Here is a 15,733-nt window from a genome sequence, read left to right as displayed (position 1 = left end):
GAAATTTGTCTGAGAAAAAAATGTCTGAAAAGAAAATGTCTGAGAAGAAAATCAAAGCAGATAAAATCAAGGCAGACAAGAACGTATTCGGAAAAATGAATCTTTCAAAAGAGATTCAAAAAAGAATCAGTTCTGAAAAAGATCCCGAAATCGTCATGGAAAAAGCTTTGGAAAACTATTACGGTGGACAGAAGCGCCGCTATGAAAACGCGCTTCAAAAGGAAATTGATAATAATATTATTGAGATTCAGCGCCGTCACATTTCGGATTTGAAAGATCAGCTGGAATCGTCCAACAAGAATTACGAAGAATTAATGAAAACATATCAGGCGTATATGCTTCAAGTGCAGCCTTTGGTTGAGGCGGCGCAGCTTCAGAAGGCAGCGGAACTGAGATTGCAGGAAGAAAAGAACGCGGAGCCTAAAGATTCTAAAGAATATTCTAACGAATCAAAAGAGAAAATAAAGGAAGAAATCAAAGAAGAGATCAAAGGGGAAATGAGAGAAGAAATTATAGAAGAAATACGAAAAGAGAAAGCGGCAGAAGATGCAAAAGTTGAAGAAATTGAAAAAGAGAAGCAGAATGAATTAAAAAATTCACAGGCATCTGAACCGGAAATCAAAACTAAAAAATGGTATGAATTTTGGAAATAAAATCCTTTGGAAATAAAATTACATTTGGAAATAAAATTGGAAATAAATTACAGATTGAGAATTTTATCAAGACCAAAAAAAGAGGAGTTTCAAATGCTGACTGCTTTGCATTTAAAACTCCTTTGAATACAAACCTTATTTTAACTTATTTTAAAATTTGTGTGTGGTTCGGTTTTTTTAATTGTTTTATTTTTGTTGGTGGTTTTGTGGTTGTATTAAGTGGTTGTATATGAGCTCTGTCAGAACTCAAATCTCATATACAATACGTTTTTGTGTGTTTTTGAGGGGGGTGTTTTGTATTGGAGAGGTATTTGACAGATATTTACAGAGAGAGTCTTTAAGATGCAGTGAGGGTCTTTAAGATTTCTTGCATCTTTTTAGTGTCAAATATTTTATGATTATTTTATGATTTAATTTTATTATGATTTAATCTTATGATGTTGATGTATGATGTTTACCGTTTTTGATTGAAATTTCTGTTTTTCTAACTCTGTTTCGTTTTTCGAAATACCGATTTGGTTTTCAAATCGCATTTCATTTTTTTAAATTTTTTTAATATTTTAAAATTTCATATTTGAATTCCGTTTTAAACATCATCATTAATTGGTTTATCGTTTTTCTCGTTTTTCCGTTTGGTTTGGCTTAAATTGAGTGTTAACGTTTTTTCTAATGCTAATATCGTTTTTTCTAATGTCGTTTTTATTAACCATTTGTATGTTTAATATAGAGGAAATATTTGGAAAGATACGGACGGGGTTTTTGCGGGTTTGCATCCGTATCTTTCATAGGATTTTTGGCGTTCGTTTTTGTGTTTTAGGGGTATGCCTTCTGAGCGTTTTAAGAGGCTTATTTGTTGGTTTAATGGGCTTTAGTTTTTACACGTTGTTTCGTTTCATTCCGGAATCGGAAAAACCGGATATGTCACGATTGAGAAAACTGCCGACCGTTTTTTAATCGAGAATACTCAATTAATGCAGCTTTCTCAATATAAACCAAGAATTTGAATATATTTAAACTTATTCATATATTTTAAACGGAATCTATATATTTTTTGATTTTTAAGCAATCGTTTTAAAACAAAATAGGCTTGCAGATCTTGAAAATGTTATTTGAAATAAATGTGTGAAAATTACAAATAAAAATTTTTAATGACAATTTTAATAAACAAATTTAATATAATTGTTTGTATAATTTTTGATATAATTGTGTCTGCTAAATCTTATAAAACGGATGGCTGACCGTGATAAACTGTGATAATTTATAATAAACTGTGATAAACTATGATAAAATTGCAATTATCGCCAAAATTATCTTATTTCAAAAAATTATTTCAAAAAAATTGTAATTATCGCAATTGTAATTACCGCAATTGTAATTATCGCAAAATGATAATCTTATTTCAAAAATTGCGATAAAGTAACAATAAAAGCAGCGATTAAAATCGCGATAAAATAATTGGCGAGCGACCGGAAAACCGGTGCCGGTTTTAATCCCATTTATCCTGATTTTTCGTCATCCAAATTTGAGAATCGAGCGGCTCTTCATCTTCCGGGCGCACAACTTTTTTAAATGATCCGTCGGGCAGTCCGACTCTGATTTTGACATTGTCTCGAAGATGCGTTTCTATGATGACATCTTTGATTTTTCTCAAATAATCAGCGTCGACCGGGAACAAAACTTCAATGCGCCTGTCCAAATTGCGCTGCATCAAATCGGCGCTTCCGAGATATAATTCTTCATCGCCGTTGTTGTAAAAATAATAAGCGCGCGTGTGTTCCAAAAAGCGCCCGACAATCGAAGTCACATGAATGTTGTCGCTGTATCCCGGAATTTGCGGGCGGATACAACAGATGCCGCGGACTTGGAGATCAATTTTAACCCCTTCAGCCGACGCTTTATACAATTCAGAAATACATTCGGGATCGACAAGTGAATTCAATTTAAACAACAGGTAACCGTTGCCGTGCAGCTTATGGTTTTCAACTTCGCGGCGGATTTTTGAAATCAAGGCGTCCCGCATCGAACTCGGCGCAACGAGGAGTTTGTTATAATTCAATTTGCGGGAATATCCCGTCAACGTATTGAATAAATCAACAGCGTCCTGACCGATGACAGGGTCGGCGGTGAAATATTCAAAATCGGTATACGTTTTAGCCGTTGTCGCATTGTAATTGCCGGTGCTCATATGAACGTAAGGAATGAGTTCGTCTTCTTCTCTGCGCAGAACCATACAGATTTTGGCATGCGTTTTCAGATTCGGAACGCCGTAAATGACGTGAATGTTCGAGTGTTCCAGCTCTTTGGCTTTGGCGACATTGTTTTCTTCATCAAAGCGGGCTTTCAGCTCAATCAGAACAATGACTTGTTTTCCATTATCGGCAGCTTCTTTCAAATATTGAATGATTTTGGATTTTTTATCGACGCGATAAAGCGTGATTTTGATTGCAATCACATCAGGGTCTGTCGACGCTGTTTGAACAAAATCGATTGCGCTCTCAAAACTGTCGTAAGGGCGGTAAATCAAAACATCTTTCTTTTTGATTTTTGAAAAAATATTATTTTTCTTGGATTTGATATCTAAATATTCTTTTTTCTTCGGCGTAAACGGCTCGTATTTCAAATCGGCCCGCCCGATGTCGCAGAGCTCGGAAATCGAAACCAATCCGACGGGAGACGCCAGCGCTTCGACTTGAGTGGAGCGCAGCTTTAAGTTTTCCATCAGAATTTTTAAAACGTAATCGGACATGCCGTCATTAATTTCCATACGAAGCGGGCTGCCGAAATATTTGGCGCCGGATTTTTTCTCGATGGATTTCATCAGATTAAAATCGCCGTCGTCGTCAAGACCGAGGTCGCCGTCGCGCGTAATTCGAAACGCGTGCGCTTCTTGAATGACTTGTCCCGGAAAAACATGATCCAAATTCGCGATGATGACATCGTCGACCCAAACGAAATTGAATTTTCCGGATTTGCCTGCTACCATATTGTCTTCGGTTTTTCCCGATTTCAAATCTTCTTTGGACGGAACGGGAACCAAGCGTTTGACGTCTGACGGAATTTTAATTCTGACAAAAACGCGACCGTAAGCCGTATCGGAAAGAATGACGGCTAAATTGACGCTTTGATTTGTAATATACGGGAACGGATGGCTTGAGTCATAAGCAAGCGGCGTCAGCTGCGGGAAAATATTTTTCTTGAAATATTTATTGACATATTCCGTTTGGAACTCTTCCAATTCGGAATATTCTAAAATGTGAATGTTTTGTTTTTTTAATTCCGGCATCAAGATGTTGCTCCAGCAGTTTTCCATTTGCTCGAGCATGATCGGAAGTTCGGCGTAAATTTTCTGCATTTCCAAGTAAACGGTGCTTTCGGAACCCGGGCTCATGCTGTCTTCCAATATGCTTTTATTAACCGCCGGAATGCGCACCATGTAGTATTCGTCTAAGTTGCTTGCAAAAATCGAAAGGAATCGGACGCGCTCAAGAAGCGGATTGCTTTCATCCAGGGCTTCTTCCATGACGCGGTCATTGAAATAAAGCCAGCTGAAATCGCGGTCAATATAGAGGTCAGGATCTGTCGAATTCATAATTTCCGCAGCGTCGGGAATGTCGGAAGCGTTTACCTTTTTTTCAAGTGAGGGAAGCGAATCGGGATTCATAATTTTACCATTATTTTATCGGCATGCCGTGTTTCAATTAATCTGTTCTTATTTTTATAAGGCTGCAGTTATATAAAATGATTGTTTTTCGAGTTGAGCAGAATTTGATTTGTTATTTGCTTTGTATCATATTTGCTATTTGTTTTGTATTCAATTTGCTATTTGTGTTTGATTTGGTATTTGATTTTTTCTTTTTTGAAAAAACGGCATATGTTTTTAATTTCTTTTTTAATTTTTGGGCGAGAATCGTTTGCCTCTTTGGTTGCTGTTTATGTTTCCGCTTGGAGGGTGTTTGTGTTTCCGCTTGGAGTGAGGTGTTTGTTTCCGGTTGGAATGAGGTGTTTGTTTCCGTTTGGAATGAGGTGTTTGTTTCCGTTTGGAGGGCGGTTTGTGTTTCCGCTTGGAGGGCGGTTTGTGTTTCCGCTTGGAGTGAGGTGTTTGTTTCCGCTTGGAGGGCGGTTTGTGTTTCCGCTTGGAGTGAGGTGTTTGTTTCCGCTTGGAGTGAGGTGTTTGTTTCCGCTCGGCGGGCAGGTTGCCGCCGCGCCGCAAACCGCCGCCGCTGCCGGCAGCCGCGCCGCCGCGCGCGAGCCGCACAAATTTATAATTTTTTGAAAAATCGTCATCAATTATCTCAAAAATTTGAAAAATCGTCATCAATTATCTCAAAAATTTGAAAAATCGTCATCAATTATCTCAAAAATTTGAAAAATCGTCATCAATTATCTCAAAAATTTGAAAAATCGTCATCATTTTTCTCAAAAAATTGAAAAAAATCGTCATACGTTTTCTCAAAATTTTGAAAAGTTGTACCAATTGATTTATTTCGTTTTATTTCAAAAATCTTGAAAAACTCAAATTCGTTTTTAAGAATTAAATTTGAATGCAACAATAACTTTTTTAAATTACATCGTTTATAAATTATTTCATCTTATAGGAATTATTAAATATTTCAGAAACTTATTGATTCCATTTATGATTTAATGATTTGATTTCAGCTTATCATTTCATCTTTTACATTCGGGTCGATAACGTCACACGCATCGGTTCCGTTTTTAATAACACAGAGGTTCACACATGAAATCCATCGTAGAAGAAGCATTAGCCAGAAGCGCCCGCGAAGACCGCGGCGAAGCGCCCCGTTATTCTCCCAACGTCAATCTCCAAGGCGAAGAAGTGGATGAAGAACTGCGCGCCTTTTTGGAAGGCTTAAAGACAAACATCAAAGTTATCGGCTGCGGCGGCGGCGGTTCCAACAGTATCCAAAGAATGCTTGAAGAAGGCATTTCCGGCGCTGAACTCTACGCCGTCAACACTGACGCCCAGCACCTTTTAAAGATCGGCACCAACAAGAAAATCCTCATCGGCAAAAAGAAGACCCGCGGCCTCGGCGCAGGCAGTCTTCCGCAAGTCGGCGAAGATGCGGCCATCGAAAACGTCGATGACATCCGCCGCGCCGTTGAAGGCGCCGACATGGTTTTCATCACAACCGGCCTCGGCGGCGGTACCGGTACCGGATCCGCACCCGTTGTCGCAGAAGCAGCACGCGCAGCAGGCGCACTCACAATCGCTGTCGTTACCTTACCGTTCGGCGTTGAAGGTATTGTCAGAAGAACAAACGCAGAAGCAGGTCTTGAAAGACTCCGCGATGTCGCTGACACCGTTATCGTTATCCCGAACGACAAATTGATTGAAATGGTTCCGAAACTTCCGCTCCAAGCCGCTTTTAAAGTTTGTGACGAAGTTTTGATGCGCGCCGTCAAAGGCATCACTGAATCCATCACGGAAGACGGTCTCGTGAACGTCGACTTCGCCGATATCCGCACAATTATGCAGAACGGCGGCGTTGCCATGATCGGTCTCGGTGAAGCGTCCGGCGAAAACAAAGCCGTTGAATCCATTCAAAAAGCACTCCGAAGCCCGCTTTTGGATGTCGACATTTCCGACGCCACATCCGCGCTTGTTAACGTTATCGGCGGTCCGGACATGACGATTGAAGAAGCACAATCCGTCGTCCAGGAAGTCCACAACCGCATTGACCCCGGCGCCCGCCTCATTTGGGGTGCCCGCATTGACCCGAAACTTGAAAACAAGATCCGCACAATGATTATTGTCACCGGCGTCAAGTCTTCGCAGATTTACGGTCAGGGAAGCGGTACATTTATTACCGCAAAATACGGCATTGACTTTGTCGAGTAATCTCGGCAAATCAATTCTTTTTTCTTTTTTACTTTTATTTCTCTTATTTTTTGTTTGATTCTCTTTTTGATTTCTTCGTTCCTTTCAGTTTTGCCGCCGTCGCGCGCGAGCTGCTTCGTTTTTCATAATATTTCAAACATGTCTCTCATATCTGTTTTGTTTTCAAGATGAAATCCAAACATCCAATTTCAAAAATCGGTGAACCCGAACGCCCGATAAAACCCTAATTAAATGTTTTAAATTTTGGAAAATAGACGGCGTTCCGTTTTTGAAAAAATTTATGAAAGACGATGTTTCAATCAATTATTTGATTGAATTAAATTTCAAAAACCGCTCCCTCCAACGACGCGTTTCCGGAGCGCAGCGGAGGAAAGAAGGAGTTGGAGATTCTAACCATACGAAATAAAACAATCAAAAACTGTTCTTTTTTGTTGTTTCTGTTCAGCTCCAGCAAAGCGTTTTCTTGCAACTGTCTTTTACTGCTGCCTGTTCCGGCCAAGCCTGTAAATCTGCAACTGTCTTTTAGTGTTTCCGTTTGCGAGTCAGGTTTGCATTTCTGCTTGCATCTGCTCATTTTAATCGTAATCCGTTCGCATTCGCGAACGTGCCGCCGCCACCTTACTGTTTCCGTTTGCCGCCGCTGCCTTACTGTTTCCGTTTGCCGCCGCTGCCTTACTGTTTCCGTTTGCTGCTGCTACCTTGCTGTTTCCGTTTGCTGCTGCCTTACTGTTTCCGTTTGCTGCTGCCGGCAGACGCCGCAACTGCCCGTCGCCGCGCGAGCCGCTTCATTTTTTAAATATTCAAACGAAAATGCTCTTCGTTTTTCAAAAATTCAATTGAAGTATTGGAATCATTTATACTCTGCAACGAGATGCAAAACATTTACAATAACTATAATTATGCCGCTGATAACTAATATTACAGCCAAAGCTAACCTTAAAATTCCGCTCTCTAAATATTTCATTGCTATAAAAGCAATAAGTACGAAAGCAATGAATAACAAATTGAATATCACAAACTTAGTCTGGTAATTATTTTTCATAAAATCTCATTGTGTTTTCGTTGGTGTCAGCCATTGCTGCATTTAATCTTATCTTGTAATAATCGTTTAATAGTTATGAAACTGTTGTATAAATTTTGTAAATTGAAGATTTATCCTGCCGAAGGAAATTCATAAACTATCATAAATTAGAATTCTGCTGCAATCAAGGCGAGTTTGAATCATAGGGAAATAAAATTTAGGTTATGATATTGATTTTTGTGAAAAATCGAAAAAAGGACAAAGTATATTAAGAATGAATGTATTAGAATCGCTATCTTTTTTGAGTTTGTGATTTCGGTTATCTGTTAGATTCTAAAAATATCAAATTCAAAAGTTTAATAAATCGGCTTCCTGCGAAGCGATTCGGATGTGAAAAATTTGGCAGAAAACAACACGGCAGATAAAGTTAAAGACGGTTTCTCTAATATCGGACCGACACTTCGCTCTTATCTCAGAATTTTAAAATTGGCCCGCAAGCCGACACGCAAAGAATTCTTTACCATCGCAAAAGTTGCAGCGCTCGGCATTATCGCAATCGGTGTCATGGGCTTCATTTTCTATGTTTTGATGGACATTGTTCCGGAATACTTCATCCCGATCAGGTCATAAAATGTTTGAAGAAGAAAACAATGACGACGTCAGTATTTTTATCGTAAAAACGACCGTCAACCAAGAAAAATCCGTTGCCAAGTCAATGGCACTGGTCGCTAAAAAAGAGCACTTGGACGTTCGCGCCGTTCTCGCTCCCGAAGAGCTGAAAGGTTACGTCTTTGTTGAAACCCCTAAATCCGCTATCGTTGACAGTTTGATTCAAGCCGTTCCGCACGCAAAATCCATGCTGAAAAGTCCGGCAACACTCGGCGAAATCGAACACTTCTTGAAACCCAAGCCCATCTCGGTCGGCATCACGGAAGGTTCAATTATCGAAATCACATCCGGCCCCTTCAAGGGCGAAAAAGCAAAAGTCAAACGTGTCGGCGCAGGACAGCACGACGAAATCACAGTCGAATTGTTCGACGCCGTCGTCCCCATCCCGATTACCATTCGCGGCGACACTGTCCGTGTTTTGAAGAAGGAAGAAGAATAAAGAGTTTGCAGGAAATGCAGACAGTTTGTAAGATTAAATTTACAAATAATTTGCAGGCAGTCAAAAAGACTGTTTGCCGATTTACTTTTTTCATCATTTCCTTTTCGGAGCCGTACTTCAGCGACTTGGACACGCCCGAATTTCATGAGAAAGCTTTAAATCAAAGAATCCGATTTATTAGAATCTCTTTCAGAATAAATCAGAATATATCAGAATCCGAATATTATCAGAAACCTGATAAACGTCATTCATTTATCTGAATTATTTTACAATTATCAATCCAAATTAATATTTAACTAACCTTTAACTAATATTTAATTAACACTTATATCCACGGTGATTTTAATGGCAAGTTCAGTAGAAGCATTGGTCCCCGGAGGAAAAGCCACTCCCGGTCCGCCGCTCGGTCCGGCATTGGGTCCTCTCGGTGTCAACATTAAAGACGTTATCGATCAAATCAATGAGAAAACAAAAGACTTTAACGGCATGCAGGTTCCGGTTACAGTGACCGTCGCCGACGACAAGAGCGTGACCATCGAAGTCGGAACGCCCCCGACATCCTCCCTCCTCCTTCAGGAAGCAGGCATTCAGAAAGGTTCCGGCAAACCCAACACCGAAAAAGTCGGAAACATTACCGTCCAGCAGGCAGCAAAAATCGCACGCATGAAGAAGGACGACATCCTTTCATACGACTTGAAAGCAGCCATCAAAGAAGTCACCGGCGTCGGTGTTTCAATGGGCGTTACCGTCGAAGGTATGGATGTCAGAGACTTCCAAAAAGCAGTTGATGCAGGCCAATACGACGAAATTATCAACAACGAAGAATGGTAATTTACCGTTCTTTATTTATTTCAATTTCATAATTGAACAATTTCATAATTGATTCATATTAAATATTACCAATAATTATTCACATGTATTTTTCATGTGTCATAATTTCATGTATCATAATTCCACAGTGTAAATTTCATATATTTCACATTAACACTGCATTCACATTTATCGTAAAGCGCCTTTCGAAATGTTATCGGTTTTTGCCGGCAATTTTTCTGAAAACAGCTTTACATATATATTAAACATCAAATTAACCGTAGAAAGTCAAAATGACTGACGCACATTAAAATGCCGCGCGGCTGAAATTTTTCAGTTGCTTCTTTTCTCGGCTTTTGATTGGCGGGACTACGGGGAGGCCAAAACAATGGCAGATGTAGCTATCGAAGAACTCGTAAAGAAATTATTAGAGGAATCGCCCCAGCGCAAATTCTCAGAAAGCGTTGACCTTGCGATCAACCTTAAAAACCTTGACCTCAATCAGCCCAAAAACAGGGTTGACGAAGAAATCGTTCTCCCGAACGGTCTCGGAAAAGAATTGAAGGTCGGCGTTTTTGCAAAAGGTGAAGTCGCATTACAGGCCAAGCAAGCAGGGGCAGCGTACGTTTTTGACGATGCAGATATTCAGGAAATGAAGGACGACAAGGCACGGGCAAAATCCGTTGCCGACGAATGTGACTTCTTCATTGCGGAAACCCAGTTCATGGCAACAATCGGTAAAACCATCGGTACCGTTCTCGGTCCGAGAGGCAAAATGCCGGTTCCGCTCCTTCCCGGAAAAAGCATCGGCGAAATGATCCAGTCAAAACAGAGCGCAGTCCGCGTCAGATCTAAAGACAAGATGACGTTCCACGTCACAGTCGGCCGCCGCGACATGCCTTCCGAACAATTGGCTCAGAACATTGATGCCGTCATTTCCCGCGTTGAACGCGCACTCGTCAAAGGAAAGCACAACATTAAATCCATTTATGTCACGACGACAATGGGCAAATCCGAGAGGGTGATGTGATATGACAGAAACTCGAGGCGCAGAACATATCCCGCAGTGGAAAATGGATGAAGTTGCAGAACTCAAAGATCTCGTCAAAAATTACAGTATTTTCGGCGTTGTGAGCTTTGAAAGCATTTCCGCTGACCAGCTTCAGAAAATGAGACGCAGCATTAAAGACTCAGCCGTTTTGAAAGTCACAAGAAACACTTTGAACGAAAAAGCGCTCAAAGAAAGTGACGGTAATGTTCCCGACATGGTTCAATACATTGAAGGGCAGACCGCTTTGATTTTCACAAACGACAACCCGTTCAAATTATACAAGATGCTGGCCCAGACAAAGACACCGGCACCCATTAAAGCAGGCGCGATCGCACCCTTTGACATTACAGTCAACAAAGGTCCGACCGGTTTCCCGCCGGGTCCGATGCTCAGTGAATTCCAGGGCGCAGGCATTCCGACAGCGGTTGAAGGCGGCAAAATCGCCATCAAAGAAACAAAAGTTGTCTGTAAAGCCGGCGAAAAAGTTTCTCAGAAATTGGCAACCGCATTATCCAAACTGGAAATTTTCCCGATGGAAGTCGGTTTAATTTTGAGAGCCGTTTACGAAGACGGAACTGTTTATCTTCCGGAAGTTTTGCATGTTGACGAAGCAGAAATGTTCAACAAATTCGTTACAGCAGCACAGGAAGCATTCAACTTGTCCGTGAACGCAGCCATCCCGACCAAAGAAAACATTGAAGTTCTCATCCAAAAGGCACACACAGAAGCCGTTAACTTGGGTGTTGAAGCCGTTATCTTTGAACCTGAAGTGATGGACAAATTAATCGGCAAAGCCAATGCAGAGGCAACATCCGTTGCAAAAGCAAGCAAATTCGAATTATAAATGAATTAAATAAACTAACACATTAGAAATAAAATAAATCAAAAGGTGAAACAATATGCAGTACATTTACGCAGCACTTTTAATCTACAAGAGCGGAAAAGAAATCACAGAAGACTCAGTCAAAGCAGTCCTTACAGCAGCAGGCGCAGAAGTTGACGATGCACGTGTCAAAGCACTCATCTCAGCACTCGACGGCGTTGACATCGAAGAAGCAATCGCAAAAGCAGCATTCGCAGCACCCGCAGCAGCAGCACCCGCAGCAGCAGGCGGCGACGCACCCGCAGCAGCAGCAGAACCCGAGCCCGAGGAAGAAGACCACTCCGAAGAAGAAGGCATGGCCGGTCTCGGCGCACTCTTCGGTTAATTTCAAATTGAAATTTCAAAACCGAAATTGTACAGCTCTAAAAGCTCGAGGGGATTTTCCCTTCGGGCTTTTTTTTGGTTCGGCCAACCGCACGCAGCGGCAACCGAATCAGAAGCGCCAGGTCCAAGCTGTTTGCAGTATTTTTCTTCTTTTTTTATATAGGAGGCAGTCGCCGCGCGCGAGCCGCATCATTTTTCAGCCTTTTCTAAAAATTGACCCTCATTTTTTGGATAAAGTATAAGTCATTTCAATTTCTTTTTTTCCGCGTGTCAAAATTCGATCCCGTTTTTATGGCGAAAAGCGCCTGGCAGATGAAAGTTCGAAGACGCCCCGTAACAATTTCTCACTCCGTTAATTCCGGCTGCAATCTGCGCTGCGTTTTCTGCGATGAATGGAAAAAAAATTTGGTTGAAAGAGGCGACTTGGACGCTGCATCCGATTCGGCTTCCGGCTCAGCCGTCGACTCTCCTGCCGCAGGCTCTGCAATCTCTTCCGCTTTGAGAGATCCTTCTTTTGAAGATGTCTGTAAAATCATAGATCTGGCGGTTGATTTCGGGATCGGCTCTTACAATGCCTGGTCGACCGAACCGCTTCTTCGAAAGGATTTGCCGGAAATTATGAAATACGCCAAATCCAAGGGAATGAAAACATTCATGATCACAAACGGAACTTTGCTCAAGAAAAGAATTCATGAGCTTGAAGACGTTGATTACATCTCTGTTTCCGTTGACGGGCCGACATCAACGCGTGAAATCCGCGGCACCGATTACGATGTGATTGCCGACGGCATTCGATATGCTTCCGAAAACGGGTTTTTGAATGAGCCGCTTTTGATGAATTGCGTGATCAGCGGAAAAAATTTGGGCGAAGTAACCGATTTGCTGCGTTTTGCCAAAGAACTCGGAAATGTCAAAATGGCTGTTGAGCCGCTTTACACTTTTAAGCGAATGGGTGATACGGATTGGGATGATCTAATTATTCGGGATGAACAGAAACCTCAATTTGTTTCGCTGATGAATGAGCTGATCGATCTCAAAAAACAAGGATATCCTTTGATTAATTCCAAAACTTATCTCAAACAAATCCGTGACGGCAAACTGATTCGAAATTGCCGTGTCGATTGCGGGATTTTAGCGGTTGATCATCATAATGATTTGTATAACTGCCGTATTCATAACAAGCCGCTCGGGAATGTTATTGAAAATTCTGTTTTTGATGAAAGCGGAAAAATCATTGAAAACGGGATCACAAAAGTCTGGAATCAAACGAAAAAAGAAAGAAAAGAAATGATTCGCAATTGCGAAGGCTGTCAGTTTTTCGGTTATGCCGAACTGACATTGATGAATAATTACAATATTGAATCATTTTACGGATATGAATGGCTTTAAGCCGTTTTCCGATTATATTTTTGTAAGGTCGCGATTTAATCTGCCGTTGATTGCGGTCATTCTCTTTGAAATCGTTTTGATAATTGATTTTGAATACAGGATATTCTCGGTAATCAATCTGTCAATTTTATCGATTTGATTTAATATGCCGTCAATATTATGGGTTTCATAAATCATATCGGTCAAACAGTTTTTAGACGATTCTAATGTTGTAATAATTTCCGTTGAATTTTTTATTTGTTTCTTTCCGATGTGCGGATAAGGTCTTCCTAAAAATTTGCCTTCGCCGATATAATAATCTGTAATTTCCGCTAATCTGTCGCTGTATTTTGTAATCGGTGCATTTGCAAACGGCGGCACGGTCTTGAAATCTTCTATCAATTCCATTTTCAGCATCTGTAAGTCCGATTTCAATTTCACATTGAGTAATTCCGCAGGGTAGAAAAAATCATCAATTGCAGACTGGTAATAATTATAATTTCCGATATCTACCAATTGTTTCTGGTATTCAATCAGTTCTGTCAGTTTCTGTTCGGTTAAATTCAATTCGATACCTCATTAAAATGGATATATGTTAAAATAATGTCTGTAATGTCTGAATTTATTTTTAACTTTATATTCGTCAACCTGCAGGTATTTCAGAAGAAGAAAGAAAATGATTCATAATTACTATTGAATCATTTTACGGGAATGGCTTTAATCATTCATTGTTTAGACCATTCATTGTTTAGATCATTTATTGTTTAGATCATTCATTGTTTAGATCATTCATTGTTTAGATCATTCATTGTTTAGAATTTGTAAGGTCGCGGTCGAGTCGAATGTTAATTGCAGTCATTTTCTTTGAAATGTCTTTGATAAATGATTTTGATAATGAGATGTTTTCGGAAATCAATTTGTCGACTTTATCAAAAGATTTGCACAATTCTTCTATGTCACTTTCATCCGCATCAACAACAATATCTACTAATTTATTTTTTATGGATTCCAATGTCACGATGACTTCAATTGAGTTTTTGATTTGTTTTTTTCCAAGATGCGGATACAGACGACCGTGAAATTTGCCTGTCCCCACATAATAATCCAAAATTTCTGCCAATCTGTCGCTGTATCTTGAAATGGAAGCTTTCACAAACGGCGGATTTGTTTTATAGTCTTCTGTAAATTCTACTCTCAGAATTTGCAATTGTGATTTTACTTCGACATTAAGTATTTCCGCAGGATAAAAAAAGTTATCAATCGCAGATTGGTAGTAGTTGTAGTTCCCGATATCTACCAATTGTTTTTGATATTCAATTATTTCTGCCAGTTTTTGCTCGGTTGAATTCAATTTTAATACCTCTTAAACTCTTTAAAATACCTCTTAAACTCTTAAATATGGATACATTATGGATATGTATATGACACTTGAATTATATATAAGTCTTTATTCGTTATCCTGCGACACCCTTTTGCAGCATTTCAAACATCTCAAACCCTTATATTAAGATTCTATGCTTTTTCTATGCTTTTCGTCAATGTTCTTTAAAAGTAATAATTCCCATGTTTATTTATATCTTCTCTCTCTATTCTATATATTATTGAGACTGTTTGTGTAATTCTTTTCAAAGTTTCCTGATTTTTTTGATATCTTGAATTGAATCTTTCTTGAAAAAACTGAGTTTCTTGAAGAAATTGAGTCTTTCTTGAAGAAATTGAGTCTATCATTGAAAAAACTGAGTTTCTTGAAGAAATTGAGTCTTTCTTGAAGAATAAGATTTATAAACCCTGAATGTATTAGGGGGTTACAAATCGGGCTTAAAGTCTGTAGTTAATCCGCGCCGCATGAGGCTAACCATCATACATAGGATGTTTTTTCGGAGTGGCTGAAAAAGCAATGATGCAAAGGCGGATTTTTTTTGATGAATCACAGCGGTTTGGTTGCCGTATTTGTTTTTCATCGTTGAATCGGATTAATTGAGTTGGTTAAATAATCGTTTTAATCAATTTTTAATTTATTCAGATTTGATTCAAATTAATCTTAATTTCAAATTAATTCAATTATAAAATTTAATTCAATAAATTTCAAATAATTCATTCATTGGAGACATTATTATGGTTAGAAAGCCGGCAAGTATGTACAGAAACATCAGACAGCGCTCCTTCACCAGAAGAAAATATATGGGCGGTGTTCCGGGTGTTCAGATTATCCACTACGACATGGGTAACTTAACAAGACAGGACTACCCCGTCAAATTATCATTGCATGTTGAAGAAAAATGCGCGATCAGACACACAGCCCTTGAAGCTGCCCGTATTACCGCTAACAGACACATGGTCAACGCGGCAGGCAGAGGCAACTTCCACATCAAGTTGAGAGTCTATCCGCACGAAGTTCTCAGAGAAAACAAGCAGGCAACCGGCGCCGGTGCAGACCGTGTTTCAAGCGGTATGAGAGGCGCTTTCGGTAAGAACGTCGGAACGGCAGCACGTGTTGTCCCGCTCCAGAAGATTTTTACCATTTCCTGCGACAAAGAATACTTCCTTGCAGCAAAGAAGGCACTCAAGAACGCCGGACAAAAACTCCCGACACCCACAAGAATCACAATTGATCAGGGCGCCGACTTGGTTTTGTAAGCGTTTTGTTTTTAAAATTTA

Annotated in this window: 15 protein-coding genes and 1 pseudogene; 13 read left to right on the top strand and 3 right to left on the bottom strand. The window is 40.0% G+C overall.

Going from position 1 to position 15,733, the window contains the following annotated elements; all coding sequences use genetic code 11:
• Positions 1-5 precede the first annotated feature (5 nt).
• Positions 6-653 (top strand): hypothetical protein, encoded by a 648-nt coding sequence (locus MmiHf6_RS05105; protein WP_316558626.1) that lies wholly within the window; start codon positions 6-8, stop codon positions 651-653.
• Complete coding sequence (locus MmiHf6_RS05100; RefSeq protein WP_316558625.1) at positions 644-886, top strand: hypothetical protein; 243 nt, start codon at positions 644-646, stop codon at positions 884-886. The genes MmiHf6_RS05105 and MmiHf6_RS05100 overlap by 10 nt, the downstream gene beginning before the upstream one ends.
• Before the next feature lie 1,253 nt (positions 887-2,139).
• Here MmiHf6_RS05100 and ppk1 read toward each other — a convergent pair.
• Entirely contained in the window at positions 2,140-4,314 is a 2,175-nt protein-coding gene (gene ppk1, locus MmiHf6_RS05095; RefSeq protein WP_316558624.1) for a polyphosphate kinase 1, read from the bottom strand.
• Positions 4,315-4,595: 281 nt separating this feature from the next.
• Between ppk1 and MmiHf6_RS05090 the strand changes: the two genes are divergently transcribed.
• From MmiHf6_RS05090 to MmiHf6_RS05045, 10 genes and pseudogenes are all read left to right on the top strand, one after another.
• On the top strand, positions 4,596-4,988 hold the full coding sequence (locus MmiHf6_RS05090) for a hypothetical protein (RefSeq protein ID WP_316558623.1): 393 nt from the start codon (positions 4,596-4,598) through the stop codon (positions 4,986-4,988).
• 400 nt (positions 4,989-5,388) lie between these two features.
• Entirely contained in the window at positions 5,389-6,510 is a 1,122-nt protein-coding gene (gene ftsZ / locus MmiHf6_RS05085; RefSeq protein ID WP_316558622.1) for a cell division protein FtsZ, read from the top strand.
• 431 nt (positions 6,511-6,941) lie between these two features.
• Positions 6,942-7,541, top strand: coding sequence for a hypothetical protein (locus tag MmiHf6_RS05080; protein WP_316558621.1), 600 nt, complete (start codon positions 6,942-6,944; stop codon positions 7,539-7,541).
• 389 nt (positions 7,542-7,930) lie between these two features.
• Positions 7,931-8,161, top strand: a complete 231-nt coding sequence (locus MmiHf6_RS05075; RefSeq protein ID WP_316558620.1) for a protein translocase SEC61 complex subunit gamma — start codon at positions 7,931-7,933, stop codon at positions 8,159-8,161.
• Between the two features lies 1 nt (position 8,162).
• On the top strand, positions 8,163-8,639 hold the full coding sequence (locus MmiHf6_RS05070) for a transcription elongation factor Spt5 (RefSeq protein ID WP_316558619.1): 477 nt from the start codon (positions 8,163-8,165) through the stop codon (positions 8,637-8,639).
• 345 nt (positions 8,640-8,984) lie between these two features.
• A complete protein-coding gene (locus MmiHf6_RS05065; RefSeq protein WP_316558618.1) occupies positions 8,985-9,470 on the top strand; it encodes a 50S ribosomal protein L11 in 486 nt (161 codons plus the stop codon).
• A gap of 367 nt (positions 9,471-9,837) precedes the next feature.
• Positions 9,838-10,479, top strand: a complete 642-nt coding sequence (locus tag MmiHf6_RS05060) for a 50S ribosomal protein L1 (RefSeq protein WP_316558617.1) — start codon at positions 9,838-9,840, stop codon at positions 10,477-10,479.
• Position 10,480: 1 nt separating this feature from the next.
• A pseudogene (locus tag MmiHf6_RS05055) lies at positions 10,481-11,320 on the top strand (50S ribosomal protein L10); the annotation flags it as partial.
• A 79-nt stretch (positions 11,321-11,399) separates the two neighbouring features.
• Entirely contained in the window at positions 11,400-11,708 is a 309-nt protein-coding gene (rpl12p, locus tag MmiHf6_RS05050; protein ID WP_316558616.1) for a 50S ribosomal protein P1, read from the top strand.
• Between the two features lie 311 nt (positions 11,709-12,019).
• Positions 12,020-13,096: a radical SAM protein gene (locus MmiHf6_RS05045; protein ID WP_316558615.1), complete on the top strand. Its 1,077-nt coding sequence runs from the start codon at positions 12,020-12,022 to the stop codon at positions 13,094-13,096.
• Between the two features lie 12 nt (positions 13,097-13,108).
• Here MmiHf6_RS05045 and MmiHf6_RS05040 read toward each other — a convergent pair whose 3' ends face one another.
• Positions 13,109-13,642, bottom strand: coding sequence for a hypothetical protein (locus MmiHf6_RS05040; protein WP_316558614.1), 534 nt, complete (start codon positions 13,640-13,642; stop codon positions 13,109-13,111).
• Positions 13,643-13,880: 238 nt separating this feature from the next.
• Positions 13,881-14,426, bottom strand: coding sequence for a hypothetical protein (locus tag MmiHf6_RS05035; RefSeq protein ID WP_316558613.1), 546 nt, complete (start codon positions 14,424-14,426; stop codon positions 13,881-13,883).
• 764 nt (positions 14,427-15,190) lie between these two features.
• Between MmiHf6_RS05035 and MmiHf6_RS05030 the strand changes: the two genes are divergently transcribed.
• The gene (locus MmiHf6_RS05030; RefSeq protein ID WP_316558612.1) at positions 15,191-15,712 is read left to right on the top strand and encodes a 50S ribosomal protein L16; all 522 of its coding nucleotides are present in this window, start codon (positions 15,191-15,193) and stop codon (positions 15,710-15,712) included.
• The last annotated feature ends 21 nt before the right edge of the window (positions 15,713-15,733 follow it).

The sequence above is a fragment of the Methanimicrococcus hongohii genome (assembly GCF_032594095.1).
In the GTDB taxonomy this organism is placed as follows: Archaea; Halobacteriota; Methanosarcinia; order Methanosarcinales; family Methanosarcinaceae; genus Methanimicrococcus; species Methanimicrococcus hongohii.
This window is presented reverse-complemented; position numbering and strand designations above follow the sequence as displayed.

Excerpts from the sequence above, each read along its gene's own strand:
- rpl12p (WP_316558616.1), top strand. The coding sequence starts at position 11,400 with ATGCAGTACATTTACGCAGCACTTTTAATCTACAAGAGCGGAAAAGAA.
- MmiHf6_RS05070 (WP_316558619.1), top strand. The coding sequence starts at position 8,163 with ATGTTTGAAGAAGAAAACAATGACGACGTCAGTATTTTTATCGTAAAA.
- MmiHf6_RS05065 (WP_316558618.1), top strand. The coding sequence starts at position 8,985 with ATGGCAAGTTCAGTAGAAGCATTGGTCCCCGGAGGAAAAGCCACTCCC.
- MmiHf6_RS05060 (WP_316558617.1), top strand. The coding sequence starts at position 9,838 with ATGGCAGATGTAGCTATCGAAGAACTCGTAAAGAAATTATTAGAGGAA.
- MmiHf6_RS05030 (WP_316558612.1), top strand. The coding sequence starts at position 15,191 with ATGGTTAGAAAGCCGGCAAGTATGTACAGAAACATCAGACAGCGCTCC.
- ftsZ (WP_316558622.1), top strand. The coding sequence starts at position 5,389 with ATGAAATCCATCGTAGAAGAAGCATTAGCCAGAAGCGCCCGCGAAGAC.
- ppk1 (WP_316558624.1), bottom strand. The coding sequence starts at position 4,314 with ATGAATCCCGATTCGCTTCCCTCACTTGAAAAAAAGGTAAACGCTTCC.
- MmiHf6_RS05045 (WP_316558615.1), top strand. The coding sequence starts at position 12,020 with ATGAAAGTTCGAAGACGCCCCGTAACAATTTCTCACTCCGTTAATTCC.